General features: G+C 62.7%; 19 protein-coding genes. 3 read left to right on the top strand and 16 right to left on the bottom strand.

From position 1 onward, the window contains the following. Nucleotides 1–199: 199 nt before the first annotated feature. The 13 genes from murC to dinB all read right to left on the bottom strand — a co-directional run bounded on the left by murC (nucleotide 200) and on the right by dinB (nucleotide 16,329). On the bottom strand, nucleotides 200–1,630 hold the full coding sequence (murC, locus tag AC5RWO_RS12775; RefSeq protein WP_498731766.1) for a UDP-N-acetylmuramate--L-alanine ligase: 1,431 nt from the start codon (nucleotides 1,628–1,630) through the stop codon (nucleotides 200–202). After that, on the bottom strand, nucleotides 1,627–2,733 hold the full coding sequence (gene murG, locus AC5RWO_RS12770; protein ID WP_498731765.1) for an undecaprenyldiphospho-muramoylpentapeptide beta-N-acetylglucosaminyltransferase: 1,107 nt from the start codon (nucleotides 2,731–2,733) through the stop codon (nucleotides 1,627–1,629). Before murG ends, murC begins: the two co-directional genes overlap by 4 nt. Before the next feature lie 28 nt (nucleotides 2,734–2,761). Continuing rightward, the gene (gene ftsW / locus AC5RWO_RS12765; RefSeq protein ID WP_498731764.1) at nucleotides 2,762–4,117 is read right to left on the bottom strand and encodes a putative lipid II flippase FtsW; all 1,356 of its coding nucleotides are present in this window, start codon (nucleotides 4,115–4,117) and stop codon (nucleotides 2,762–2,764) included. Between the two features lie 18 nt (nucleotides 4,118–4,135). Further along, nucleotides 4,136–5,680, bottom strand: a complete 1,545-nt coding sequence (gene murD, locus AC5RWO_RS12760; protein ID WP_498731763.1) for a UDP-N-acetylmuramoyl-L-alanine--D-glutamate ligase — start codon at nucleotides 5,678–5,680, stop codon at nucleotides 4,136–4,138. Further along, nucleotides 5,662–6,771 (bottom strand): phospho-N-acetylmuramoyl-pentapeptide-transferase, encoded by a 1,110-nt coding sequence (gene mraY, locus AC5RWO_RS12755; protein ID WP_498731762.1) that lies wholly within the window; start codon nucleotides 6,769–6,771, stop codon nucleotides 5,662–5,664. The genes murD and mraY overlap by 19 nt, the downstream gene beginning before the upstream one ends. After that, nucleotides 6,768–8,294, bottom strand: coding sequence for a UDP-N-acetylmuramoyl-tripeptide--D-alanyl-D-alanine ligase (locus AC5RWO_RS12750; protein WP_498731760.1), 1,527 nt, complete (start codon nucleotides 8,292–8,294; stop codon nucleotides 6,768–6,770). The genes mraY and AC5RWO_RS12750 overlap by 4 nt, the downstream gene beginning before the upstream one ends. A 6-nt stretch (nucleotides 8,295–8,300) precedes the next feature. After that, entirely contained in the window at nucleotides 8,301–9,947 is a 1,647-nt protein-coding gene (locus AC5RWO_RS12745; protein WP_498731758.1) for a UDP-N-acetylmuramoyl-L-alanyl-D-glutamate--2,6-diaminopimelate ligase, read from the bottom strand. Beyond that, nucleotides 9,947–11,725: a peptidoglycan D,D-transpeptidase FtsI family protein gene (locus tag AC5RWO_RS12740; RefSeq protein WP_498731757.1), complete on the bottom strand. Its 1,779-nt coding sequence runs from the start codon at nucleotides 11,723–11,725 to the stop codon at nucleotides 9,947–9,949. Before AC5RWO_RS12740 ends, AC5RWO_RS12745 begins: the two co-directional genes overlap by 1 nt. Nucleotides 11,726–11,761: 36 nt before the next feature. Continuing rightward, entirely contained in the window at nucleotides 11,762–12,490 is a 729-nt protein-coding gene (gene ftsL / locus AC5RWO_RS12735; protein ID WP_498731756.1) for a cell division protein FtsL, read from the bottom strand. Then, nucleotides 12,487–13,476, bottom strand: coding sequence for a 16S rRNA (cytosine(1402)-N(4))-methyltransferase RsmH (gene rsmH, locus AC5RWO_RS12730; protein WP_498731754.1), 990 nt, complete (start codon nucleotides 13,474–13,476; stop codon nucleotides 12,487–12,489). The genes ftsL and rsmH overlap by 4 nt, the downstream gene beginning before the upstream one ends. A 199-nt stretch (nucleotides 13,477–13,675) precedes the next feature. Then, the gene (mraZ, locus tag AC5RWO_RS12725) at nucleotides 13,676–14,107 is read right to left on the bottom strand and encodes a division/cell wall cluster transcriptional repressor MraZ (protein WP_498732001.1); all 432 of its coding nucleotides are present in this window, start codon (nucleotides 14,105–14,107) and stop codon (nucleotides 13,676–13,678) included. Between the two features lie 333 nt (nucleotides 14,108–14,440). Beyond that, the gene (locus tag AC5RWO_RS12720; RefSeq protein ID WP_498731753.1) at nucleotides 14,441–14,821 is read right to left on the bottom strand and encodes an SCO2097 family morphological protein; all 381 of its coding nucleotides are present in this window, start codon (nucleotides 14,819–14,821) and stop codon (nucleotides 14,441–14,443) included. A gap of 182 nt (nucleotides 14,822–15,003) precedes the next feature. Continuing rightward, nucleotides 15,004–16,329, bottom strand: coding sequence for a DNA polymerase IV (dinB, locus tag AC5RWO_RS12715; protein WP_498731752.1), 1,326 nt, complete (start codon nucleotides 16,327–16,329; stop codon nucleotides 15,004–15,006). A 113-nt stretch (nucleotides 16,330–16,442) separates the two neighbouring features. Between dinB and AC5RWO_RS12710 the strand changes: the two genes are divergently transcribed. Beyond that, nucleotides 16,443–17,546, top strand: a complete 1,104-nt coding sequence (locus AC5RWO_RS12710) for a polyprenyl synthetase family protein (protein WP_498732000.1) — start codon at nucleotides 16,443–16,445, stop codon at nucleotides 17,544–17,546. A gap of 59 nt (nucleotides 17,547–17,605) precedes the next feature. Here the strand turns inward: AC5RWO_RS12710 and AC5RWO_RS12705 are convergent, their stop codons facing one another. Then, complete coding sequence (locus tag AC5RWO_RS12705; protein ID WP_498731751.1) at nucleotides 17,606–17,959, bottom strand: Rv2175c family DNA-binding protein; 354 nt, start codon at nucleotides 17,957–17,959, stop codon at nucleotides 17,606–17,608. 218 nt (nucleotides 17,960–18,177) lie between these two features. On the opposite strand from AC5RWO_RS12705, the gene AC5RWO_RS12700 reads away from it, so the two are divergent. After that, entirely contained in the window at nucleotides 18,178–19,731 is a 1,554-nt protein-coding gene (locus AC5RWO_RS12700) for a lytic transglycosylase (RefSeq protein WP_498731750.1), read from the top strand. A 103-nt stretch (nucleotides 19,732–19,834) separates the two neighbouring features. Further along, complete coding sequence (pknB, locus tag AC5RWO_RS12695; RefSeq protein WP_498731748.1) at nucleotides 19,835–21,889, top strand: Stk1 family PASTA domain-containing Ser/Thr kinase; 2,055 nt, start codon at nucleotides 19,835–19,837, stop codon at nucleotides 21,887–21,889. 27 nt (nucleotides 21,890–21,916) lie between these two features. Here pknB and AC5RWO_RS12690 read toward each other — a convergent pair whose 3' ends face one another. After that, nucleotides 21,917–23,302 (bottom strand): class II 3-deoxy-7-phosphoheptulonate synthase, encoded by a 1,386-nt coding sequence (locus AC5RWO_RS12690; RefSeq protein WP_498731746.1) that lies wholly within the window; start codon nucleotides 23,300–23,302, stop codon nucleotides 21,917–21,919. A 103-nt stretch (nucleotides 23,303–23,405) separates the two neighbouring features. Next, nucleotides 23,406–24,362, bottom strand: coding sequence for a lysophospholipid acyltransferase family protein (locus AC5RWO_RS12685; RefSeq protein ID WP_498731745.1), 957 nt, complete (start codon nucleotides 24,360–24,362; stop codon nucleotides 23,406–23,408). Nucleotides 24,363–24,484: the final 122 nt, after the last annotated feature.

Here is a 24,484-nt window from a genome sequence, read left to right as displayed (position 1 = left end):
GGCAGGACACCCACTTTGCCCGAATTCACCCGCACGTTCCCGCGGTCTGCTTGGGTAGCCGCCTGCCGCCCGGCAGAACCGGACGCTGGCCGTTGAACCGCCTCATCCTCGCGGCTGGCGGACGCGCCCGGAGGGGACGGCGGAGCCTGTTTCCGGGAACCAGCAGGAGTCACGGGTCTGCGCGGCTTCCTGCTTACCATCAAGCAGCGCCGTCCGCTGTTCGCTGGGCGAGGCGGTCTACCAACTGTGGGCCAAATTGCGTGATGTCCCCGGCGCCAACGGTCATAATAATGTCGCCCCTCCGGGCCCGGTCGACCACGGATTTCAGCGCACGGTCCGGGTCTTGCTCGTACCCGCCGGGCCGCTCGAGCCGGGACGTGATCAGCTCACTGGTCACGCCGGGAATGGGATCCTCACGCGCCGGATAGATATCGAGCACGGTCACCGAGTCCGCCAACGACAAGGCCTCCGCGAACTCTGCGGCAAATTCCCGCGTCCGGGAGAAAAGGTGCGGTTGGAACAGCACATGGACTCCGTGGCCGCCGGCAACCTTTTTCGCCGCTGACAAGGCTGCGTGCACTTCGGTCGGATGGTGGGCATAGTCATCGAAGACTCGGACCCCGTCCGCCTCGCCCTTCGCCTCAAAACGGCGTGCGGCTCCGGTGAATCCTGCCAGTCCATCCGCAGCAACGGCCGGATCAACACCGCTGCAAAGCCCGACGGCGAAGGCTGCCGTCGCATTGCGGATATTGTGTGCACCGGGTACCTGGAGCCGGAGCTCGTGCCGCTGCCCGTCGACGACAATCCAGCTGCTGCTGGTCCCCGCGGCAAAACCGCTGTCTTCAATCCGCACGTCCGCCTCGGGCGAATATCCATAGCCGAGGATGCGGTGCCGGGCACCGGATTCCCGGACCCTGTCCGCCAGATCGCGTGCCCCCTGGTCGTCTACGCAGACAATAAGTGTTCCGTCCTCAGGTAGGAGGGCCGCGAACGTGTCGAAGGATGCGTAAACGGATTCGGCGGAACCGTAGTGGTCCAGATGGTCGGCCTCCACGTTCGTGACCACAATGACTTTCGGACGGTAATTCAGGAACGAACCATCCGATTCGTCGGCTTCGGCCACGAACAGTTCGCCGGCACCGTAGGCGGCATTGACCCCGAGCGCGGCCACGTCCCCGCCGATGGCGAAAGACGGTTCCTTGCCCGCGGCCCGCAGCATGACGGTGACCATCGCCGTCGTCGTTGTTTTGCCGTGCGTACCGGCAATGGCGATCAGCTCTTGCGATCCGATCGAAGCGGCCAGCGCGACGGAACGGTGGATGATGTTCAGTCCCGCGGAGACCGCCGCCTGCAGCTCGGCGTTATCGGGACGGATGGCCGTTGAGACGACTACGGTGTCCGCGTCCGCAACATTGGCTGCGTCATGGCCGATGTAGACCCTCGCCCCCAGCCGCTCCAGCTGGCCCAGAACCTTGGAGTCGCGGCTGTCGGAGCCGGAGACATTGACGCCCCGGGCGAGCAGGATCCGGGCGATCGCGGACATGCCCGCACCTCCGAGCCCGACAAAGTGGACGCTGCCCAGATCCTCAAAAGCAAGCTCTTGGGTTGTATGGAAATCAACCGCTTTCACTGCTGCCTCCCTGTGGCTTGGATAACCATTGCCGCCATGCGTGTATCCGCGTCCCTGATGCCCAGCCCGGCAGCCGCCGTTGCCATGGCTTGGAGCTTGTTGTGGTCCTGCAGCAGCGCAGGCAGCTCTGCAGTTGCCCAGTCAGGCGTGAAGTCGGCGTCCTTGACCATCACCGCTCCCCCGGCCCCGACGAGGTCCGCAGCGTTCAGCGCCTGCTCGCCGTTGCCATGCGGCAGCGGGACAAGAACTGCCGGCAGTCCGACGGCGGCGATCTCGCAGACAGTAGCTGCGCCGGCCCGGGCCAGCAGCAGATCCGCTGCGGCGTAGACGTTTTCCATACCGTCCACGAATTCGACCTGGTGGTAGCCGGGAACGCTGACCAGGCTGCCATCGGGCTCCCGAAGCTCTTTCCCTTTGCCCGTTATGTGCAGGGTCTGGATGCCGGCCGCCGCAAACTTCTCCAGCGACGCCCGGATGGTGCGGTTGATGCTGGCGGCGCCGGATGATCCGCCCGTCACGATCAACGTAGGCTTATCCTGTTCCAGGCCCAGCCGGTCCCTCGCCGCAGCACGCGCGGCCGAGCGGTCCAGGGTTGAGATTTCCCGACGCATCGGCATTCCGACCCAGGTGGCATCAGGCAGCTTGGTACTCCGGAACGCCACCGCCACGTCGTCGGTCAGGCGAGCACCCACGCGGTTGGCCAACCCCGGGCGTGCATTCGCCTCATGGATCACCAGCGGCACCCTGGCCAGCTTGGCGGCGATATACATGGGAGTGCTGACGTACCCGCCAACACCGACGACGACATCCGCTGCCGCGCCTTCGATGATGCGGCGCGCCTGCTTGACCGCGGTGCCAAACCGGAACGGCAGCTTAAGCAGATCCAGTGAAGGACGCCGCGGGAATGGAACCCGCTCGATCGTGGCCAGCTCGTAGCCGGCAGCGGGAACCAGCCTGGTTTCCATGCCTGCAGCCGTGCCAACGGCCAGAATTGCGGCGTCGGGTGTCTGCTCCCGAATGGCTCCGGCGATGGCCAGCAGAGGGCTGATGTGTCCGGCGGTGCCGCCGCCGGCGAGAACCACGGACGGTTCATGGGTCTTCATAAAGTACTGGTACCTTCTGCCTCGGTCATTACTTGCTGATCTTTGCGGCTGGCTCCGGAGCCTTCCGCTGCGCCAGTTTCCTGGCACGGTTCCTGGCACGGTTCCTGCCCGCCCGGGCATCAGGCCGGGCAAAAGATAACAGTACCCCGACCGCGGCAAGTGTGATGGTCAGGGCCGACCCGCCGTAGGAAATGAACGGCAGCGGAACACCGACGACGGGCAGCAACCCGGTCACCACGCCCATGTTCAGGAACGCCTGGCCAATGATCCACACCATGATGGAGCCGCCGAAGATGCGGACGAACGTATCGTTCTGCCGCATGACAGTACGCACTAATGCAACCGCCATCAAACCGAACAAGAGGACGACGACGAAGGTGCCGAGCAGCCCTAGCTCTTCTCCGATGATGGCGAAGATGTAGTCATTGTGTGCCTCCGGAATCCAGTTGTACTTTTGCCGGCTCTGTCCGAGGCCGACGCCCCACCAGCCGCCCGACGCCAGCGCGAACAGGCCGTTGCACGACTGCATGTTTAGCCCGGTGGTGACCTCGCAGCTCTGGTCCAGCCACATGGTGATGCGGCCCATCCGGTTGGGGCTCGCCACGACCATGACCAGCACGCCGGCCGCCGCCACCAGCCCAGCCGAAACGAACATCTTCAGCGGAGCCCCGGCGAAAAACATAGCCCCTGCAAGAATAAGCATGAGGATCATTGCAGTACCCAGATCCCTGCCCAGCAGCACTAAGCCGATGATCAAACCGGCGCCCGGTACGACAGGAATGACCAGATGCTTCCAGTCCCGCAGCAGATGTTCCTTGCGGACCAGAACTGTAGCCATCCACAGCGACATGCCAAGTTTGGCGACCTCGGACGGCTGGCCGGTCATCCCGCCCGGGAGCTTGATCCAGTTGCGGTTGCCACCAACCGACTCGCCTAGCGGAGTGAAGACCAGAAGCAACAACACCACCGAAATAGCCAGTGCCGGCCAGGCAAGCTTCTGGTAAGTCTCCGGGCTGAGCCGGGACAGGATCAGCATCACAGCGATACCGAGACCGGCAAACACGCCCTGTTTCAGGAACAAGCTGAACGGTGATTCGCCGTCGGCAATGGATTCCACGGCGGATGATGAAAGCACCATCAGCAGGCCGATGGCAGTCAGGGCCAGGGCCGAACCCAGGATGAGGTAGTAGCTGAAGCCCGTCGGTTCCTGACCGGTTCCTTCAATCCGGTCGAGCAGTGCTTTGGCTTTGACCCGCAGCCCGGTTTGGCTCCCCTCGGGGCCTTCCCCCTGGCTCCGGAGCTTCCTGTCAGCGGAACCGGCCGGACGGGCAGACGCCTTCGACGCCGGTTTCCGGGGTGTTTCCCGGTTGGGCGTGTTGACCATTACTGCTCCTTACGGGCTCTACGCCTGACCTTCCTGGATGCCACGGACCGCTTCGATGAATGCATCGCCGCGATGGGCGTAGGACGTGAATTGATCCATGGAGGCAGCCGCCGGAGCCATCAGCACGGTATCCCCGTCTACGGCAATCCCTGCTGCCGCGGCCACAGCTGAAGCCATGATCTTCCCGCCGGTGACTTGTTCGTCTCCGCCCGCGGGCTGTCCTTTATCAGTGTCTCGCGCCGGAACCGTGATCACCGGAACATCCGGAGCGTGTCGCTCCAACGCGGCCAGTAAGCCCGTGCTGTCCTGGCCGATAACGACGACGGCCTTCAACCGTCCGCTGTGTGCAGCGACGAGTTCGCTGTAGTTCACGCCCTTGGACAATCCGCCGGCGATCCACACCACCGAGGAGAACGCCGCCAGCGAGGCCGCCGCCGCGTGTGGATTGGTTGCTTTGGAGTCGTTGACCCACAGCACTCCATCAATCTCGGCGACTTTCTGGATCCGGTGCGCCCCCGGGTTGTAATTGCGGATGCCGTCGCGGACCGCGGCCGGTTCCACCCCGTAGGCACGGACCAATGCTGCGGCCGCAAGCGCATTGGCAACCAGATGCCGTGGGGCCAGCTCGCCCAGGTCCGTCAAGGCCGCCAGCTCGGCTGCCGAGTCCTTGCGTGCTTCGATAAAGGCGCGGTCCACGAGCAGATTTTCCACCACGCCGACCATGCTCACGGCCGGCATACCGGTGGTGAAGCCGATGGCGCGGCAGCCCTCCACGACGTCGGCCTCTTCCACCATCGCCTCGGTCTCACGCTGTTCAGCGTTGTAGACGCAAGCAACCTTGGTGTTCGCGTAGATCTTGGCCTTGTCCGCAAGATAGTTCTCGTACGAGCCGTGCCAGTCCACATGGTCCTGCGCGACGTTGAGGCAGACGCTTGCCAGCGGCGAGAGCGAATGGGACCAGTGCAACTGGAAGCTGGAGAGTTCGACGGCGATCACGTCGTAGCCCAGCGGGTCCCGAATGGCATCAAGAACAGGGGTGCCTACGTTGCCGGCCGCGATGGCCCGCAGTCCGGCCGCCTGCAGCATCGAAGCTGCCAGGCCTACCGTTGTGGTCTTTCCGTTGGTCCCGGTAATGACGAGCCATTCGGCGGTCCGCCGCCCGGCACGCTCGCGTACCCGCCAGGCAAGCTCCACATCGCCCCAGATGGCGATCCCGGCTGCTGCGGCGGCGGCGAGCAGGGGCTGCCGCGGGCTCCAGCCGGGCGAGGTGACCACGAGTTCGGCCGGTTCGCCGTCGACCAGCGGAAGCGACTGGGTGTGCTCAGGCCCCAGCAGCACCTGATGGGCACCGACGATTTTCAGCGTGTCCGCCTTAGCCCGGTTTTCCTCGGTGTCCTGGGCGTCGACCAGAACCACCTTGGCGCCGAGTTCAATCAGGGTGTCTGCCGCGGAGAAGCCGGACAGTCCTATGCCGGTGACTACCACCCGCAGTCCGGACCAGTCTGCGTCCCAGGATGCCAGTGAATCCAGCCGTTCGTTCACGCTCACAGTCCAACAACCCATTCAGCGTAGAAGATGCCCAGTCCTGCAGCCACGCACAGGCCGGCGATAATCCAGAACCGGACCACCACTGTGACCTCGGCCCAGCCTTTGAGCTCGAAATGGTGCTGCAGCGGTGCCATCTTGAAGACTCGTTTGCCGCCGCTGAGTTTGAAGAACGCAACCTGGATGATGACCGAGAGGGCAATCAGGACAAACAGGCCTGCCAGGACGACCAGCAGCAACTGGGTGCGTGAAAGGATCGCGAAACCGGCGATGGCGCCGCCGAGGGCCAGCGATCCGGTATCGCCCATGAAGATCTTCGCAGGCGAGGTGTTCCACCACAGGAAGCCGATCAGGGCGCCGCAGAGCGAACCGGCCAGCAGTGCAAGATCCATCGGGTCCCTGACCTCATAGCAGACCTCCCCCGCCACCTTGATGGAACCGCAGGCCTGGTTGAACTGCCAAATACCCATCAGCATGTAGGCGCTGAACACCATGACGGAGGCGCCGGCCGCCAGGCCGTCGAGCCCGTCGGTCAGGTTCACGCCATTGGTAGCTCCGGTCACGATCAGGTTGGACCAGACAATGAACAAAATGGTGCCGAGCACGGTGCCGCCTGCGGCCAGGTCCAGCCACGGTACGTCCCGGACCACGGAGATGTTCATCGACGCCGGAGTGCGCCCGGCCTCATCCGGGAAGTTCAGTGCCAGGACGGCGAACAGCACGCCAACGATGCCCTGGAGCACTATCTTGGACCAGGCCCGGAGTCCCAGGCTGCGCTGTTTCGAGATTTTCAGGAAGTCATCCAGGAAACCGACCAGGCCCATACCGGCCATCAGCAGCAGAAGCACACCGCCGGACACGGTGGGACCGGGGTGGTTCTGGTTCATCATCCATTCGAGCAAGTGCGTGCCGAAATAGGCGACGACGACGGATCCGACAATGACGGTACCGCCCATGGTCGGTGTGCCGCGCTTCGTGTGGTGGGAAGTCGGACCGTCATCGCGGATGAACTGGCCGTAGCCCCTTTTGACGAGCAACCTGATGAACAACGGCGTGCCAACGAGGGCAAGCACCAGAGCCATTGCCGAGCCGATAAGCAGGGAAATCACGACTGGATACCTCCCTCTGCAGGAATCGGTGTTTCTGCCGCGCCGGACGGCGGGGCAGTTGGGGACGGCTCGCGGCGCGCTACCCGGTCTCCCAGGTGCCGTAACCCGGCCCCGTTGGAAGACTTGAACAGCACCAGGTCGCCCGGTCGCAGATCCCGCTGGAGTACCTTGTAGGCATCTTCCGGTGTCTCGACGAAGGTGGATTCATCGCCCCAGGAACCCTCCATGACGGCTCCGGTGTGCATGGCCCTGGCCCCGGTGCCCACCACGATCAGCTTGGCGATGTTCAAGCGGACCACAGTCCGCCCGATGGCGTCGTGCTCGTGGATGGAATCCTCTCCCAGCTCCAGCATCTCGCCCAGTACCGCCCAGGTACGCCGTCCCTCGCCGCGGCCAAGTTCGGCCAGGGTCCGCAGGGCGGCACGCATCGATTCGGGGTTCGCGTTGTAGGCGTCGTTAATGACCGTCACACCGTCCGGCCGCTCGGTGCGTTCCATTCGCCAACGGGACGCCGGACCGCGGCCGTTCAGGCCGCTGGCGATCAGCTCGGCGCTGATGCCAAGCGACCAGGCTGCGGAGGCCGCTGCCAGCAGGTTGGTGGCATGGTGGATACCGATCAGCCCGGAAACGATGCGGCTTTCGGTTCCATCAGGGAAGCGGACCGTCAGTTCCGGGTGCCCGGCGGCATTGGTGCGCACTTCGGTGGCGCGCATAACTTCAGCATCGGCAGCATCCGGCGAGAACCCGACGTCGGCGGTGAAATAGAGCAGCTTCGCCGTGGTGCGGGTATCCATCTGACGTACGCGCGGATCGTCGGCGTTGATGATGGCCGTGCCATCGGCCCCGATCGCTTCAACCAGTTCACCCTTTGCGCGGGCGATGTTCTCCACGCCGCCGAACTCGCCGGCGTGGGCTGTACCCACACCCAGTACGACGCCGGTGTCCGGCTTCACCATATCCGTCAGGTAAGTGATGTGTCCCAGCCCGGTGGCTCCCATTTCCACCACCAGGTAACGGGTGTCGAAGTCGGCGTTGAAAATGGTCAGCGGCACGCCGACCTCGCCGTTGTAGGAACCCACCGGGGCCACGGTCGGGCCGGCCTGCGCCAAGATGCCCGCGAGCAGATCCTTCGTGGTGGTCTTGCCCGCGCTGCCGGTGATTCCGACAACCGACAGCGGGCCGTGGGCACGCAGCCGCGCGACGACGTCGGCGGCAATGGCACCCATGGCCTGCACGGCGTCGGGCACGATGATCTGCGGCAGCAGACGGCCGGCGTCGTCGGTTATTTCGCGTTCGGTCAGCGCCAGCACGGCGCCGGAAGCAAAAGCCCGGGGAACGAACAGATGCCCATCCGTCTTCTCGCCGGGCTTCGCCACGAACAGTGACCCGGGAATCACTTCCCGCGAATCCGTCGCGGCGGAATTAACCGTCACAGCGGCGGTATCCTCCGAACCATCTGTCGGTTCCCCAATGATGCGCCCGTGTGTAATTGCCGCAATTTCGGCTGCAGTAAGTTCAATCATGACGATCTAGGACTCTACCGCGTCGGCACCAAGGGCATAGAATCCATGCCGGCGCAACGCCTTCCGCAGCTCCACCCGGTCATCAAGGGCCAGGTTCACGCCTTTGACCTCCTGCCAGACCTCGTGTCCGCGGCCGGCAACCAGGACGGTATCTGCTGCCGTGGCCATTTCCACGGCGTGCTCGATCGCCGCGGCGCGCGGAAAGACCTCCTCGATCACGGTGTCCAGCTGCTCGTCCTGCTTCGCCGCGAAGGCGCCCCTCAGGACGTCCTGCCGGATGGCGGCTTCGTCTTCGCCGTGCGGATCATCGTCGGTGACAATAACGACGTCGGCACCCCGGGCTGCGATGGCTCCCATCAGCGGGCGTTTGGTCTGGTCGCGGTCCCCCGTCGCCCCAAAAACAATGATGACGCGGGAGCCGGCTTCGGGCCGCCGCACGGACGCGAGAGTGCGCTCCAGTGCGTCGGGATTGTGGGCAAAATCAACAATTCCTGCCGGCTGCTCGCTGATCAGCTGCATTCGTCCGGGAACATCTACTGTGAACGGATCCCTCGCATCCAGCGCTGTCTGGAGACGTTGAACGTCAACACCGGAGGCCAGCACCATGACTGCCGCCAGGGCAGCGTTGGACACGTTGAAGTCCCCCGGCAGGCCGGTATGCAGCCGCAGCACCCCGTCCGGGCCGTGCAGCTCGAACCTGTGTCCCAGCCCTGCGCGCTGAATGGACTGAACCCGCCAGTCCGCAGGCGCGCCAGTGGTACTGAGCGAGACGGTGGGTACGTCGGAACTTTCGGCCAGCCGCCGCCCCCAGGGATCATCCACGCAGACTACGGCGCGGCGGACCCGATGGGGGGTGAAAAGCTCGGCCTTCGTCTGGAAATACTCGTCCATGCTGCCGTGCAGATCGAGATGGTCCTGCGTGAGGTTCGTGAATCCTGCCACGTCAAAGCGCACTCCGTCCACCCGCCGGTAGGAGATGGCGTGTGAGGACACTTCCATCGCTGCCGCATCCAGACCCCGTTCGCGCATCAGGCCGAGGATGCCGTGGACTTCCGGGGACTCGGGCGTAGTGAGTGCACTGGGAACCGCTTCACTGCCCGCGGTGATTTCGATTGTCCCGATCAGGCCGGTGGATTGGTCCAGTGCCTTCAGCAGGGAGTTCACGAAGTACGTGGTGGTTGTTTTTCCGTTGGTACCGGTGACGGCGAAGAGGCTCGGCCGGGTACCTGCGGGCTGGCTGTTGTAGACCCTGGCCGATAGTGGTCCAACGAGGGCGCGCAGGTCCGGGGCTGCCAACACCGGCACCGTGCCCAGGTCTTGCCCCGCGAGCAACTGGGTTCCGGCGTCGTCCGTAAGAATTGCCGCCGCACCCGCTGCGGCAACCTGCGCAGCGAACTCGGCCCCGTGCCGGTTGGCTCCCGGCAAACCGATGTAAAGGTCCCCCGGCTCCACGGCACGCGAGTCGATCGAAAGCCCGCTCACGGCAGTGTCCCAGTCTGTTCCTGCGGCCGACGCCATGGACGGCAATCCGGCGTCCGCCAGGACCAGCTGCAGTTCCTGCAGCGTGACGGGCTCGACAAATTCCGGCCGCATAGGCGAGGCAGACCTGTGCGGCTGTCGGGGGGTGGTGCTCACAAAGTTCTCCAGAATCATTACTCGAGCGGAAGTTTAACCGGCTTGGTGGTGGACGGCGGCACATTGTAGGTATTGAGCACCTGGCTCATGACCTTTTTGAAAACCGGACCGGCGGTCAGCGAGAACACGCCGCCCTCCGGCCGCTGGATGGTCGCCACGACAACATACTCAGGGTCCTCCATGGGAGCGATGCCTGCATAGGAAATCGTATAGCCGCTGAACCCGCCGTCGTCGGACGGCGCCTCGGCCGTACCCGTCTTCACACCGATGCGGTAGTCCTCGATACTACCCGGCAGGCCACTGGCCACGTGCGAGTCGGTCTCCAGCATGTCCTGGACCTGGTCCGCTGTCTCGGAGGAGACGGCCCGCCCAACTTCCTCATTGGCCACGGTGTGTTCGGTACCGTCGGGGTCGATATAGGCGTCGATCAGCCGCGGTTCCATCCTGACGCCGTCGTTCGCAATGGTGGCGAAGGCGACGGCGGTATGCAGGGCGGTCTGCGCCAGGCCCTGGCCGAAGAGGACTGTGAATTCCTGCCGGCCGTCCCAAGTCTCCGGCGGTGCCAGCAGGCCCGCGGTGGTCCCGTGGAGGCCGATGTCGAACTTGTGGCCGACCCCGAACCTGCGCAGGTAGTCGTAGCGCTGCTGCCTGGTCAGCTGTTCCCCGATCATCACCGTGCCCGTGTTCCAGGAATTCGCGAGGATGCCCGCCGTGGTCATCGTTTTGGCATCGTGCGGCCGGGCATCGATGAACGTCTGTCCGTTGACCGTGTACTCGGGCGGAATCTTATATTTGGTAATCGGCGTCGTGATGCTTTCTTCGATAGCGGCGGCCATCGTGATCATCTTTGTCGTCGAGCCGGGCTCGAAGGCCTTCGTCGCGGCGTAGGATTGGCGCTGGCCGTCCGGTGTCGCCCCGGGATCATTGGGATCCAGCGTGGTGGAATCGGCCAGCGCAATGATGTCGCCGGTCTTGGCGTTCATCACAACGATGGTTCCGTACTCGGCGTCGTATTCCTTGACTTGCTCGGCGATGGCCTCCTGGGCATACCACTGCAGGTCCGAGTTCAGGGTGAGCCTGACACTCTGGCCGTCCTGGGCAGGTACTTCTTCGTTGGTGGCCACCGGGATTCGGATTCCGTCCGCCCCGATTTCGAAGGTGCGCTCACCAGGGGTGCCGGCGAGCACTTCCTGCTGCGTGGCTTCAATGCCTTCGAGCGGGGTGCCGTCGGACCCCAGGAAGCCGACTACCGAGCCTGCCACCTCGCCCACCGGATAGGTCCGGGTAGTGGTCTCGCGCGATTGCAGGCCGGGGAAGGCCAGATTCTCGACTTTCTCCTGGATTTCAGGCGTGACCGATTTTGCTACATAGTTGAACGGCTTATCACCGACGACGGCGTCCCGCACCGTGGCGACGTCCTGCCCCAGGATGGCCGCGAGATTCTCAATTTCGCCCTCGATCTGCACATCTTCGACCTGGCGGGTTTCCTGGTTGAACCGTTGGAAATCCTCGACCAGGCGCTGGTCCACGACGATGTCGAAACGTTGCACACTTCGGGCCAGCACGGTCCCTTCGGCGTCAAGGATTTCGCCTCGCAAGGCGGGTATTTCCGAGGTACGCAGGCGCTTGTCGATTGCAGCTTGAGCCATGCCGGCGGTATCGAGGCCCTGCAGCTGGAAAAGACGTCCGCCGAGGATAACCAGCAGAACCAGCACCACGGCGAGTCCTGCGCGGAGCCTTCGGGCCGTCACTTCGGCCCGCCGGTTGCTTTGGACTTGGGCCTTGGTTCTTGCCACTAGGGATCCTCGTTCGTCTCACCGGGCAATTCGTTGTTACTGCCCTGTTTTTTGCTTCGGTGCCGGGATGGTTCCGCCGTTCAGCTCCTCGGGGCTGAATGTCTTCTCACTGCCGCCGGCTGACGGCTGTTCGGCTGCCCGCTTCGGCTCGGCCGGCGGCTGTTCTGCCTCAGCTGCCTTTTCCGCTGCTGCCGGCGCTTCGGCCTCAACCGGAGCCTCGGCTCCCGTTTCAGCTCCTGCCTCGGCTTCAGCGGCTTCAGCGGGCGTCAGTGCCTGCGCCGGAAGTTCCGGACGCTCCACCAACTGTGACGGCGCAGAACCTTCCTTTGCCGCTTGCGGGTCCCCGCTGACCTTCATCGTCTCCAAATCAATGGAACCGACAGACGGCGAAACCACCATTCCCAATTGTGCAGCCTCCGCTGCCAGATTCTGTGGAGCCTGGCGGTTTTCCAACTGCTGTGTCAGTTTTTCATTCTGCTGGGCCAAGGCAACCTGTTCGCCGCGCAGCTTCACGATGTCGTACTGTCCCCCGGACACGGAGATATTGAGTACCAGCACACACCCGAGGGCGGCAACGAGCACGACGAAGCAGAACACGGCAAAAGGCACACGCTTGCGGGCCGGTCCGGAAGGTACCACCGACAGCGGCGTGCGGGGCGCCGCGCTCCGTTCAGGCAGCGCGCCGGCATACCGGGCGTCCCGGGCCGTGCTGCCCTCCACCATGGGTTGAACTGCCGGCCTGGTGTTCCGAGCTGTTGCACTCATGAGGAGCTCCTGTTCCGAATCCGTTCTACCGCCCGCAATCTGGCCGAAGCCGCCCGCGGGTTTTCTGCGATCTCTGCTTCAGTCGGCACCTCGGTGCCCTTGGTCAAAGTTTTCAACTGGGCCTTGTGCTCCTCCAGCTCCACCGGGAACCCGACGGGAGCCGACGACCGCGAGCCGGAGGCGAAAAAGCCCTTGACGATCTTGTCTTCCAGGGAGTGGTAGGACATGACCACTACCCGGCCGCCCATACCCAGTACGTCCAATGCAGCCGGGATGGCGCGTTCAAGCACCTCCAGCTCTTCGTTGACTTCTATCCGCAGCGCCTGGAAGGTCCTCTTCGCCGGGTGCCCGCCGGTACGTGCCGCCGAAGCCGGGACCACTTTGCGGATTGCGTCCACCAGTTGTCCCGTCGTTTCGAGAGGAGCTTCATCACGGGCTGCCACAATGGCCGAGGCGATCCTGCCGGCGAACTTCTCTTCGCCCCACTTGCGGATGATGCGGACCAGCTCGTCCTGGCTGTAGGTGTTTACTACGTCTGCCGCGGTCCGTCCCCGGCTGGTGTCCATGCGCATGTCCAGCGGCGCGTCGTAGGAATAGGCGAAGCCGCGGTCCCGTTCGTCGAGCTGCATCGAAGAGACGCCCAGGTCAAAGAGCACCCCGTCCACGGTGTCCATGCCAAGATCACGGACGACGTCGGCAATCTCGTCATAGACGGCGTGCACCAAGTCTGTCCTGCTGCCGAATTCAGCCAGCCGCCTGCCCGCGAGTCCCAGAGCCTGCTCGTCCCGGTCGATGCCGATCAGGTGCAGCTGGCCGTACCTCCGGAGCAGCGCCTCGGAATGGCCGCCCATGCCCAGGGTGGCGTCAACGACAACGGCACGTCCGGTGGATTCAATGGCCTTCTCGATTGCCGGAGCCAGGAGGTTGATGCAGCGGTCGCGCAGCACGGGGACGTGACGGTCCTCTGTCGGGCGGTCCTCGCTCATCCAGCCTGCTCCTCCGGTTGTTTTTGTTCCCTGGGTTCTTCTGTTTCCTGCAAGTCCCTTAAACCGATTGATTCTTGGACCAGATCCCCATCCGCGCCTAGCGTCTCGCCTGATTCCGGGGAAGGTGATTCAGGTGGTCGTGCTGGGCGGCTGGAGATCTCATTCAAGAATCCGGCGGTAGTGCTATATCCGACCAAGGTCAGAAGATTCCAGGTATTGCATCTTCATCTGTTTCGGAGAAGGCGGTTTCCTTCTCCGTCAGGTACTCGTTCCATGCCTGAGCGTCCCAGATTTCTGCACGCGTTCCGGCGCCGATAACGGCGAGTTCCCGGTCCAGGCCTGCATAAGCACGAAGCGCGGATGGAATCGTAACCCGGCCTTGCTTATCAGGTACCTCATCAGAAGCTCCGGACAGGAAAACCCGAATGTAGTCACGAGCCTGCCGTGACGATATGGGTGCCTTGCGCATTTCTTCATGCACCCGTTCGAATTCCCGCTGACTGAAGACGTAGATGCAACGCTCTTGTCCCCGTGTGAGCACGAGGCCATCGGACAGTTCCTCACGAAACTTGGCCGGGAGAATCAACCGCCCCTTTTCATCCAACCGCGGCGTATGTGTTCCAAGGAACATCGCCACCGCCTTGCCGATAAAGGAGTTAGTCAACCTCCTGCGTTCACCACTACCCTCTGATGTCCTCCACTTTACTCCACAATTCACCACAGTCAACACATAAAGCGCAGATGAGGGTATTTCTCTTGGTCTGTATTCCGCGCCAGTTCAGGGAATGGTGAAGGTGGTGGAATGTGGAGGGAATTTGCCCGGGTTGATGCGCAGGAGCGCCAGAAGCGGTTAAATAAGAAAAGACCCGTCCTGGACGGGTCTTTCTTTTAGCTCTGGTTTCCGCCGCGTGGAGGAAAGTGGAGCAAGGAGGCTGGCCGTTAAGTTGTCCTCATGGCGATTTCGTCATTGACGGTCCTCGCCCTGGCGGCGTTCGTCCCACCGGTTCTCCAGGTTGGACATAAATCCTCCCTTGGATGGCGGGGCAGACTTGCCGGCCGTGGAGGAAGCATCCTTACCCCCTCCTGAGCGCCTGCTGGTCGCCCAATAAACACCGGCCCCCATCACTATGAATCCCAGAACACCCAAGGCAATGATTTGGTTGGAGATACCAATCAACAGCACCAGAATGCCCGCCACCGCGATCAGCGAGCCGACAACAATGTGCCTCGTTGACAGCGACCGGCCCGAGGCCGACTCCATATGGCTGGCAAATTTGGGGTCATCCGCATGCAGTTGCTGCTCCAGCTGATCCAGCAGCCGCTGTTCATGCTCTGAGAGTGGCATCTGAACCTCCTTCTTCCTGTCCCCCGTAGTCCGCGTATCTATGAAACGGACGTGCTGGGAAAAGAGTTCCTCGAACTTCCCGTAAAAACTTCATTTCCTTACTACTAAGGATAGATTGCAAACGGCCCATTCGAAAGCTGCATGTCCTTATCGACAGCTTATCCAGCGCTCATGACGGTTTATCAGGTCCCCTCGTCCTTCCGGCCTGTCTCCGGGTGCTTCCGGCCACTCTTTGCAGACCCCGTTTCGCCGCCTGCATCACCGCTCGAAACTTGATTCCGGCCAGGCTTGATACTCCTTTGGGCTGACGGCAACAAGGCGGCCGGCATGACTCCGCCACGGCCGAACTTCAAATTCACCTTGTCCAGTGCCTCCTCAGCGATCCGCCAGTTATCCTCGGTGCCGTCAATGGTCAGCTGCTGCCCCGCGCCGGCCGTTGGTTCCAGCTGTTCTGCACGCAGGCCTATCAGCCGAACAGGCATCGGCCGCTCGCCCAAACCGGCAAGCTGTGCCACAGCCGCAGCATACAGCTGATGGGCGCTGTCGGCCGGCTCGGCGAGGCGCCGGGACCTGCTCAAGGTAGTGAAGTCCGCGTAGCGAAGTTTCAACGCCACTCCCCTGCATTGCATTCCGGACGCCCTCAGCCGCACTGCGGTACGGTGCGCAAGGCGCAGCAGTTCGCGCTGCAGCTGCGCAGTGTCCGAGACGTCGTCGGCAAAGGTCTCTTCGGCGCCGACACTCTTCTCCAGCCTTTCCGGTGTCACTTTCCGGTCGTCGATCCCCCAGGCCAGCCGATACACATGATCCCCGGTCGTTCCGAGAACCCGACGCAGTGTCTGCTGGGGTGTGTGGGCCAGATCCGCGACCGTATGAATGCCGAGCCTGGCCAGGATGTCGCCGGTTTTCGCCCCCACGCCCCACAGTGCCCCCACCGGTAGCGTGTGCAGGAACTCGATCGTGCGCTCCTGTGGAATCAGCAGCAAACCATCAGGTTTGGCATGGGTGGAGGCGATCTTCGCCACTAATTTGCTCGAGGCAATCCCGACCGTGGCCGTAATCCCCAACTCCGACCGGATGGTCTGCCGGATGAGCGCACCGATCTCCAGCGGTTGGCCCAGTCTGCGGATCGAACCGCCGACATCGAGAAATGCTTCGTCGACACTCAGTTGCTCGACTTCGGGGGTGATGTTCCGGAAAATTTCCATCACCTTTTCGGACACCCGGTGGTACTTGTACTGATGCGGTTCGATAATCACGGAATGCGGGCTCAGGCGCTGGGCACGCGACATTGGCATTGCGGACCGAACGCCGTGCTTCCTTGCTTCGTACGAAGCTGAGAGTACAACCGACCTTCCCGACGGTGATCCGACAATCACCGGCCGACCGACCAGGTCGGGACGCTCTAGGAGTTCGACGGCAACGAAAAACGCGTCCATGTCGACATGCATTATGGGGCAGTTCTGTTGCCGTACCTCGCTCACCTCTCTATGGTAAGTTCCGCTGGGCATGACGGCGCTTTACCGTGGCTAGACTGGTCAGGTACCCGCCTGCCCGTCGAGGAGTATGTCTTGCTGCAATATCACCGGCCCGGATCACCCCTTTCTGAGGAAAGCCGGTGAACATGGAGACGTCCGTCAACAGAAACCGTTCGATAGCCGAGCAGGAGAAATTCCAGACCAGCCTCGTCACGGGGTTGCAGGAGTTTCTCGGTGAACAACGGGCGCAGTTACAGGAGATCTCCGAGGACGCCGCTGAGCTGATAGACGCCGTCGCGGTTCTGGCAGATGGCGGAAAACGGTTGCGTGCCTTGCTCGCGTATTGGGGATGGCGCGGAGCCGGCGGTGCCGAGTTGGCCGGACAGGCAGTTCAAGCGGGTATCGCCATTGAACTTTTCCAGGCTGCGGCATTGATTCATGACGACATCATCGACCGTTCGGACACTAGAAGGGGAAAACCGAGTGTTCATCGTGGCTTTGAACTCCGGCATCGCCAGCGCGGGTGGTCCCTGGACGCAGAACGTTACGGCGAAGCCGCCGCTATCCTCGCGGGCGACCTTTGTTTGTCCTTCAGCGAAGAAGTCTTCGCCGGAATCGGTTCGGAGGGCGCCTCCGGAACAACTGCCCGGAAGATCTTCAACAGAATGCGAGCCGAGGTGATGGCCGGTCAGTACCTGGATGTACTTGAAGAAGTAGCCGGTCCCGGCCGGCCGCGGGAGCACGCGGTGGACCGGGCGCTGAAGATTCTTCGTTATAAGTCCGCCAAGTATTCAACGGAGCATCCGCTCTGCCTGGGGGGTGCCTTAGCCGGAGGCGACTCGGAACTGATCCGCCGTTATTCTGCATTCGGGCTTCCATTGGGAGAAGCATTCCAGATCCGCGATGACGTCCTGGGCGTCTTTGGCGACCCTGAAACAACAGGCAAGCCCGCCGGCGACGATCTCCGTGAAGGCAAGCGGACCGTGTTGATCGGATTGACACTCAACAGATGCAGCGCTTCGGAGCGTGACTACCTCGAAAAGCATCTGGGATCACCGGATCTCACGGGAGCGGAAATCGACGGGCTCCGCGGGATCATCGAACAATCAGGAGCCCTCGGATCAGTTGAAGCGATGATCGCTGAACTCAGCGATGCTGCTTTTGGTGCCCTGGAACTGCTCCCCGTGGACCCCGTTGTCGGCGAGGCACTGCAATACCTCGCCGACCGCGCGGTGCGGCGCACCGCCTAGTAGTTAGAATTACGTCCAGCCGAGCGCGCCGGCCCAGCCGCTGGTCCGACCAGCATGCCCTACCAAGCGAGAGCTTGGGCGCGGCGCCGGATCTCGGTCTTGCGGCCCTCGCGCAGTGCGTCGATCGGTCGGCCTGGGAGTGATTCATCGACGGTAAAGAGCCAGCGCAGTATGGCCTCGTCGCTAAAGCCTGAATCCCCGAGAACAGCAATCGTGCCCTTAAGGCTGTCAAGGATCTGATCCTCGACAATGAATGCAGCGGGAATGGACCGGATATTCCTCTCCCCTACCCGAACGGCAATCACGGCTCCTTCATCAATAAGGCTGTGGACCTTCTTGATTGACACGTCGAGACGTTCGGCCACATCGGGCAACGGCAACCATTCGGTAATTAATTTTTCGAGTTCACTCACGTAATAAGCGTGCCATGAGCGGGCCATTCAAACCACTTCCGAAGTCGACACGCCGCCTCAGGTATCCATGCTCCAAATTTCGCTTTTGTGTTATGCGGAATTAGTGTAGATTCACTCAAGTCACAAGTTTCACATTGATAACAACTGAAACACTCGTAACTCGTTCAACAGCCTACGGGCCTACGGCACATGCCGCTGACCACTGATGAGGAATGTCCATGACTGACCAGCGCCCGTTCTCCAGCAGCCGCGCCCAGGGACGGACTGCAGCCCAGCCTTCCCGCAGGCTGCTGACCGCCGCGGCCACCGCGGCGATTCCCGCCGTCGTACTTTCCTCCGCTGCTTTTGCGCTTCCGGCCCAAGCGGCGGAGCAGGCTCCCCGCATGGCGCTGCAGCCCAAGCTGGCAGGCCCGGACCTCCCCGTGCAGCCGTCCCGTATTGTTCCGGCTTCTGATGTTGCCCTCCAGCTTCCGTCCACCTTGCGTCCAGCACTGAAGCCCACGCCGTCAGCCCATACCGTCAAGTCGGGCGAGACGATCAGTGGAATCGCCGCTCGCTACGGCCTGGGCACTTCGAAAGTTCTCAGCCTCAACGGCTTGAAGCCCAGTTCGATCATCTACCCAGGCCAGAAGATCAAGCTCTCGGGCAGCGCTTCATCCGGAGCCACCAAGTCATCATCAGGTTCCTCCTCATCCTCCGGTGGGTCCTACACCGTGAAGTCGGGCGATACGTTGTCCGGGATTGCCGCCCGCCACAACATGGGCCTGAGCAAGATCCTCTCGCTCAACGGCCTCAAGGCCAGCGCCATCATTTACCCGGGCCAGAAGATCAAGGTCAGCGGCTCCGCTGCATCCTCGACGACCACCGCCAAGCCTTCGTCGGCAAAGACGTCGTCGGGCTCCGGTGGATCCTACACCGTCAAGTCGGGCGATACGTTGTCCGGGATTGCCGCCCGCCACAACATGGGCCTGAGCAAGATCCTCTCGCTCAACGGCCTCAAGGCCACTTCCACCATTTACCCGGGCCAGAAGATCAAGGTCAGCGGTTCAGCCGCCGCCGTGCAGACCGCCAAGACCTCCTCGACGACGGCCTCGGGCTCCGGTTCCTCCTACACGGTCAAGGCCGGCGATACGCTGTACGGCATTGCGATCAAGCACAACATCACGCTGAGCAAGCTTCTGCAGTCGAGCGGGCTGAAATCGACGTCGGTCATCTACCCGGGCCAGAAGATCAAGGTCTCGGGTGCCGGCAGCAGCGGGACAGATGTGAACGCGGCATCGGCTGAACCATTGGTGCCCAGCACCTTCCTCCATTACTCGTACCCGGAGGCAGTGGTCGCGAAGGCCAACGAGAACAAGCGCCTGCTGCTCTCCACCCCGCAGCCCAGCCAGTCGCAGATGAAGGCCATCATTGCGGACACGGCACGCAGCATGGGCGTTGATCCGGCCCTTGCCTTGGCCCATGCCTACCAGGAGTCCGGTTTCCAGCAGACCGCGGTCTCCCCTGCCAATGCCATCGGCGCCATGCAGGTGATTCCGTCCTCAGGCGATTGGGCCTCGGATCTGGTTGGCCGGAAACTGAACCTCCTGGATCCCTACGACAACGCCACTGCCGGCGTGGCCATCATCCGCTCGCTCGTCCGCACAAGCGATAATCTCAACGACGCAATTGCGTCGTATTACCAGGGCCAGCACTCGGTCAAGACCCATGGCATGTTCGACGACACCAAAACGTATGTGAAAGCCATTAAGGCGCACATGAAGAATTTCTAATAGCAGCACCGCGGGTGCGCCCACGGGGTTGCCCGCGGTAGCGGCGAGGGTCCGGATCCATGTTGATCCGGACCCTCGCCGTGTTAGGACTTAGGATCGAAGAGTGCAGGAACGGGTTACGGATGCAATGGTCGGCGCAACAGTGGACGGGCGATACCTGATTCTTTCGCGCCTCGCACGAGGGGGCATGTCCACCGTCTATCTGGCCACCGACACCCGCCTGGACCGGCATGTGGCGTTGAAAATCATGTATCCGCACTTGGCCGAGGACACGAGTTTCCTGGAACGATTCGTCCGAGAGGCCAAGTCTGCCGCAAAGCTCTCGCACCCCCACGTGGTCGGTGTCCTGGACCAGGGGTTCGACGGCCACGTTGCCTACCTGGCGATGGAATATGTCCCGGGGCATACGTTGCGCGATGTCCTCAATGACAAGGGTGCTTTGACTCCGCGGCTGGCCCTGGCATTGCTGGATCCAGTCATCGAGGGGCTGGCGGCTGCGCATGAAGCGGACCTTGTCCATCGGGATGTGAAACCCGAGAACGTGCTGATGTCCTCCGATGGCCGGATCAAGATCGGTGACTTCGGGCTTGCACGTGCGGTGTCCACCACCTCGAACACGGGGACCCTGATCGGAACCGTGGCGTACCTGGCGCCGGAACTGGTGACGGGAGCTCCTGCGGATGCGCGCAGCGACATCTATTCGGCAGGCATCATGCTCTTCGAGATGCTCACCGGCCGGCAGCCCTTTACCGGCGAAGTTCCCATTCATGTCGCCTTCCAGCATGTGAACTCCACCGTGCCCGCACCGTCCACGCTGGTGCCCGGCCTGGCCAAGGACCTTGATGAACTGGTGCTATGGTGCACTTCGTCCGACCCCGAACAGCGACCGGTCGATGCCGGCGCTCTCCTAGGGGAGCTGCGACATATCCGCACCACGCTGAGCGACGCCGACCTTGACTCGCCGAAGGCAAGTCCGTCCGGCAGCGCGCCCACGCTGGCTGAACAGAGCATGCCCAACCCGGCAAGCCCGCCGACCGAAGTCATCAGCCAGGACGACAACCGGACCACAGTGATTGCGCCGTCATACCAGCACACACAGGCCTTGACCCGGCCGCAGGCTGCGATGAATGCCGGAAACGGGTACGGGCAAGCGACAGATTCTTCCGATGTCTCCGATACGGCTACACCGCTGACGAAACGTGAGGCGAAAGCCCGTGCGAAGGAGCTGTCCCGGCAGGCACGGCGACCCGAGCAATCCCTGCGCAGGCATCCCCGCAGACGGGGCCTGCTGTGGGCAATCGTGCTGGGAATCCTCGCGGTCCTTGTCGCGACCGCCGGATGGTTCTTCGGCCTGGGGCCGGGAGCACCAGTGGAAATTCCGGGAGTCTCAGGCAAGCCTGTCAGCGAGGCCCAGTCCATACTGCAGGCTCAGGGTCTGAACTTCCGGATTGAGGAAGCCTTCAACGAGGAGCTCGAAGCCGGTGTGGCGATCGGAACCGATCCACCGGCCCCGGAGCAGATCCGGCGGTTTGAAATGCTGACGCTGCTCGTCTCCAAAGGTCCCCAGCTATTCCCTGTACCGTCCGTTACCGGAATGACCGTCGAACAGGCCCAGGCTGAACTGGCCAGGGCGAATCTGGCCGCCGGCGATGTCACCGAAGCCTTCGACGAAGAGGTTCCGTCCGGCGAAGTCATCGGACAGCAGCCTGCAGCCGAGGAGCAGCTGCGCCGAAACACCCCGGTGGATCTGACGGTATCCAAGGGACCAGAGCCGTTTGCCGTCCCCGATGTCACCGGATTGTCCCGGGACGAGGCCACCGCGGCTCTAGAGGATACCGGCCTGACTGTCGAATTCGCTCCGGAGGCTCAATTCCATCGGGAGATTCCCGAGGGGAACATTGCCACACAGAATCCGGCACAAGGCAATGTCATCCGCGGCGACACCGTGACGTTGACGCTGTCAAAGGGCCCCCGCATGGTGCACGTTCCCAACCTCGTTGGCCAGCAGGCAGACGATGCCCGGCGTCAGCTCGAAGAGCTGGGTTTCGAAGTCGAGATCAACGAGATCCTAGGCGGATTCTTCGGCACGGTACGGGTGCAGGATCCCGTGGACGAGTCCGTACCCGAAGGCTCCGTCATCACGCTGACCGTAGTCTAAGCGGACGGCGGAGCCTTACGGCAGGAATCAGGAGCGCTTGGACAACGCTCCCGCTACAAGAAACGCCATTTCCAAGGACTGCATGTGGTTCAGGCGCGGATCACACACCGATTCGTACCGGTCCAGGAATGCGTCCTGATCGATAGGATCCGCACCTCCCAGGCATTCGGCAACGTCGTCGCCCGTCATCTCCATGTGCATGCCACCCGGGAAGGTGCCCAGGCCCTTGTGCACCTCGAAGAAGCCGCGGACCTCATCGATGACGTCGTCGAAGTTGCGGGTCTTGTAACCGTTCGGCGAAGTCACGGTGTTGCCATGCATAGGATCGGTCACCCACAGAACTTTGGCACCGCTGGCCGTAACTTTTTCCACCAGCGGGGGAAGCTTCTCCCGGATATTACCGGCGCCCATTCTGGTGATGAAGGTCAGCCGGCCCGGTTCACGCTCCGGATCCAGTTTGTCGATCAGCCGCAGGGCGTCATCCGCAGTAGAGGTGGGGCCAAGCTTCACGCCAATGGGGTTGCGGACCCGTGACAGGAAGTCCACGTGGGCGCCGTCGATCTGGCGGGTTCTCTCACCGATCCAGAGGAAGTGGCCGGAGGTGTCGTAGGGCAGGCCGGTGCGGGAATCGATCCGCGTCAGGGCACGTTCGTAATCGAGCACCAGGGCTTCATGGCTGGCAAAGAATTCCACCCGCTTGAGCGCCTCGAAATCTGCACCGCAGGCATCCATGAATCTCACGGCGCGGTCGATTTCGCGGGCCAGGGACTCATATCGCGAATGAGCAGGGTTGGCGGTGAATCCCTTGTTCCAGTGGTGCACCAGCCGAAGGTCGGCAAAGCCGCCCTGGGTGAAGGCGCGGATCAGGTTCAAGGTGGAGGCGGACGTGTGGTACGCACGAACGAGCCGTGACGCGTCGTGGCCGCGGGTCTCGGGCGTAAAGTCGAAGCCGTTGACCATGTCGCCGCGGTAGGCCGGCAGCGTCACACCGTCCCGGGTTTCATCGTTGGAAGACCGCGGCTTTGCGAACTGTCCTGCCATCCGGCCCATCTTGATCACGGGCAGGGAAGCACCGTAGGTCAGGACCACTGCCATCTGCAGGATGGTGCGCACGCGGGCACTGATCTTATCCGCGGTAGCGCCTTCGAATGTTTCGGCACAGTCGCCGCCCTGCAGGAGGAAGGCCCTGCCTTCGGCGGCTTCGGCCAGCCGTCCGCGCAGCACATCCACCTCCCCGGCAAATACCAGCGGCGGAAGGGTGGACAGCTCCGCTAGAGACGACTCGTACACCTTGCTGTCCTGCCACGTTGGCTGCTGGACAACAGGCAGATCACGCCAGGCATCCAGGCCGGGATATTCGGCGGCACCGGGCTGCGGAGTGGATACAGGGGCAGATGCACTAAGTTCAGTCACACATCAATGCTAGACCCCTTGAACTCCCGTTTCTGCCCGGCCGTAATGCGTGCGGCCGAATGAGTCACATTGACGGCATTGTTCTAGCTTGGCCTGCCCCGGCTCAGGACCCGGGCTTGCGCGGTTTCCGGCCCCCGCCGGACTGCCCGGAGTCGTCACTGCCGGCTATGTCCGTTGCTCCAGATGATGCGGCATCGGTATCTGGCTGCGCACTGGGCGCACGCTCTGTATGCGCGGCATCAGGTGCCTTGGCAAGGGATTCCGGATTACCGATGATCGTGATGGCACCCGGTGCCTTGACTGTGCCCGGCTTCTGCAGAGCCTCGCCGACAGCACCCACGGCTTCAGCCTTACGCTGCTCCTGCCCGGTCTTGGCGGACTTGCGCGCTGCCTGCTGCGCCTTCACCGTGTTGGCATACACGTCAACGTATTCCTGGCCGGAGAGCCGCATGATCTCGTACATGATTTCGTCTGTGACGGAACGCTGAATGAAGCGGTCGTTCTCCAGGCCTTTGTATCTTGAAAAGTCCAGCGGCTTCCCAATAATCGTTCCGACCCGTCGGATGTTCGGGATGCGACGGCCGATTGGCTGGACCTTGTCGGTACCGATCATGGCGACCGGGACCACTGGCACTCCGGTGCTCAGAACCAGTTTGGCGACGCCGGTTTTGCCCCGGTAGAGCCGACCGTCAGGACTGCGTGTGCCTTCCGGGTAAATGCCGAGCAGTCCGCCCGCGTTCAGGACATCCGCTCCCCCTGACAACGACGACGCCGACGCGGCTCCGCCTGAGCGGTCCATCGGCAACTGGTTGGTAAGCCGGAAGAAGGCAGCTGTCATCCTGCCTTTTAGTCCACGACCGTTGAAGTACTCGGATTTCGCCAGGAACACCACAGGCCTGGGCACGGCCAGCGGCAGGAAGATCGAGTCGGAAAAGGACATGTGGTTGCTGGCCAGGATTGCCGGACCATCTGGAATGTTATCGAGGCCCTTGATCCATGGGCGGAACAGGAGCCGGACCACCGGTCCAATGAAGATTGTCTTCATCACCCAATAGAACACGTGAGCCCTTCCGGTTGAGCCGAGCGCAGCGCCGGTCTCTTCGATTTCCGTTTGTGACTCTACTCTAGGTACTCCGCAGCCCGCGTCGACTCCCCCGTCCCGGCGGCAACGGCGAGGGCGGA

This window comes from Arthrobacter sp. B055-34 (assembly GCF_059090425.1).
This window is presented reverse-complemented; position numbering and strand designations above follow the sequence as displayed.

Coding starts and splice junctions, on each gene's coding strand:
- murG (WP_498731765.1), bottom strand. CDS start 2,733: ATGAAGACCCATGAACCGTCCGTGGTTCTCGCCGGCGGCGGCACCGCC.
- ftsW (WP_498731764.1), bottom strand. CDS start 4,117: ATGGTCAACACGCCCAACCGGGAAACACCCCGGAAACCGGCGTCGAAG.
- murD (WP_498731763.1), bottom strand. CDS start 5,680: ATGGGTTGTTGGACTGTGAGCGTGAACGAACGGCTGGATTCACTGGCA.
- AC5RWO_RS12750 (WP_498731760.1), bottom strand. CDS start 8,294: ATGATTGAACTTACTGCAGCCGAAATTGCGGCAATTACACACGGGCGC.
- AC5RWO_RS12745 (WP_498731758.1), bottom strand. CDS start 9,947: ATGATTCTGGAGAACTTTGTGAGCACCACCCCCCGACAGCCGCACAGG.
- ftsL (WP_498731756.1), bottom strand. CDS start 12,490: ATGAGTGCAACAGCTCGGAACACCAGGCCGGCAGTTCAACCCATGGTG.
- rsmH (WP_498731754.1), bottom strand. CDS start 13,476: ATGAGCGAGGACCGCCCGACAGAGGACCGTCACGTCCCCGTGCTGCGC.
- mraZ (WP_498732001.1), bottom strand. CDS start 14,107: ATGTTCCTTGGAACACATACGCCGCGGTTGGATGAAAAGGGGCGGTTG.
- AC5RWO_RS12720 (WP_498731753.1), bottom strand. CDS start 14,821: ATGCCACTCTCAGAGCATGAACAGCGGCTGCTGGATCAGCTGGAGCAG.
- dinB (WP_498731752.1), bottom strand. CDS start 16,329: ATGCCCAGCGGAACTTACCATAGAGAGGTGAGCGAGGTACGGCAACAG.
- AC5RWO_RS12710 (WP_498732000.1), top strand. CDS start 16,443: ATGGAGACGTCCGTCAACAGAAACCGTTCGATAGCCGAGCAGGAGAAA.
- AC5RWO_RS12700 (WP_498731750.1), top strand. CDS start 18,178: ATGACTGACCAGCGCCCGTTCTCCAGCAGCCGCGCCCAGGGACGGACT.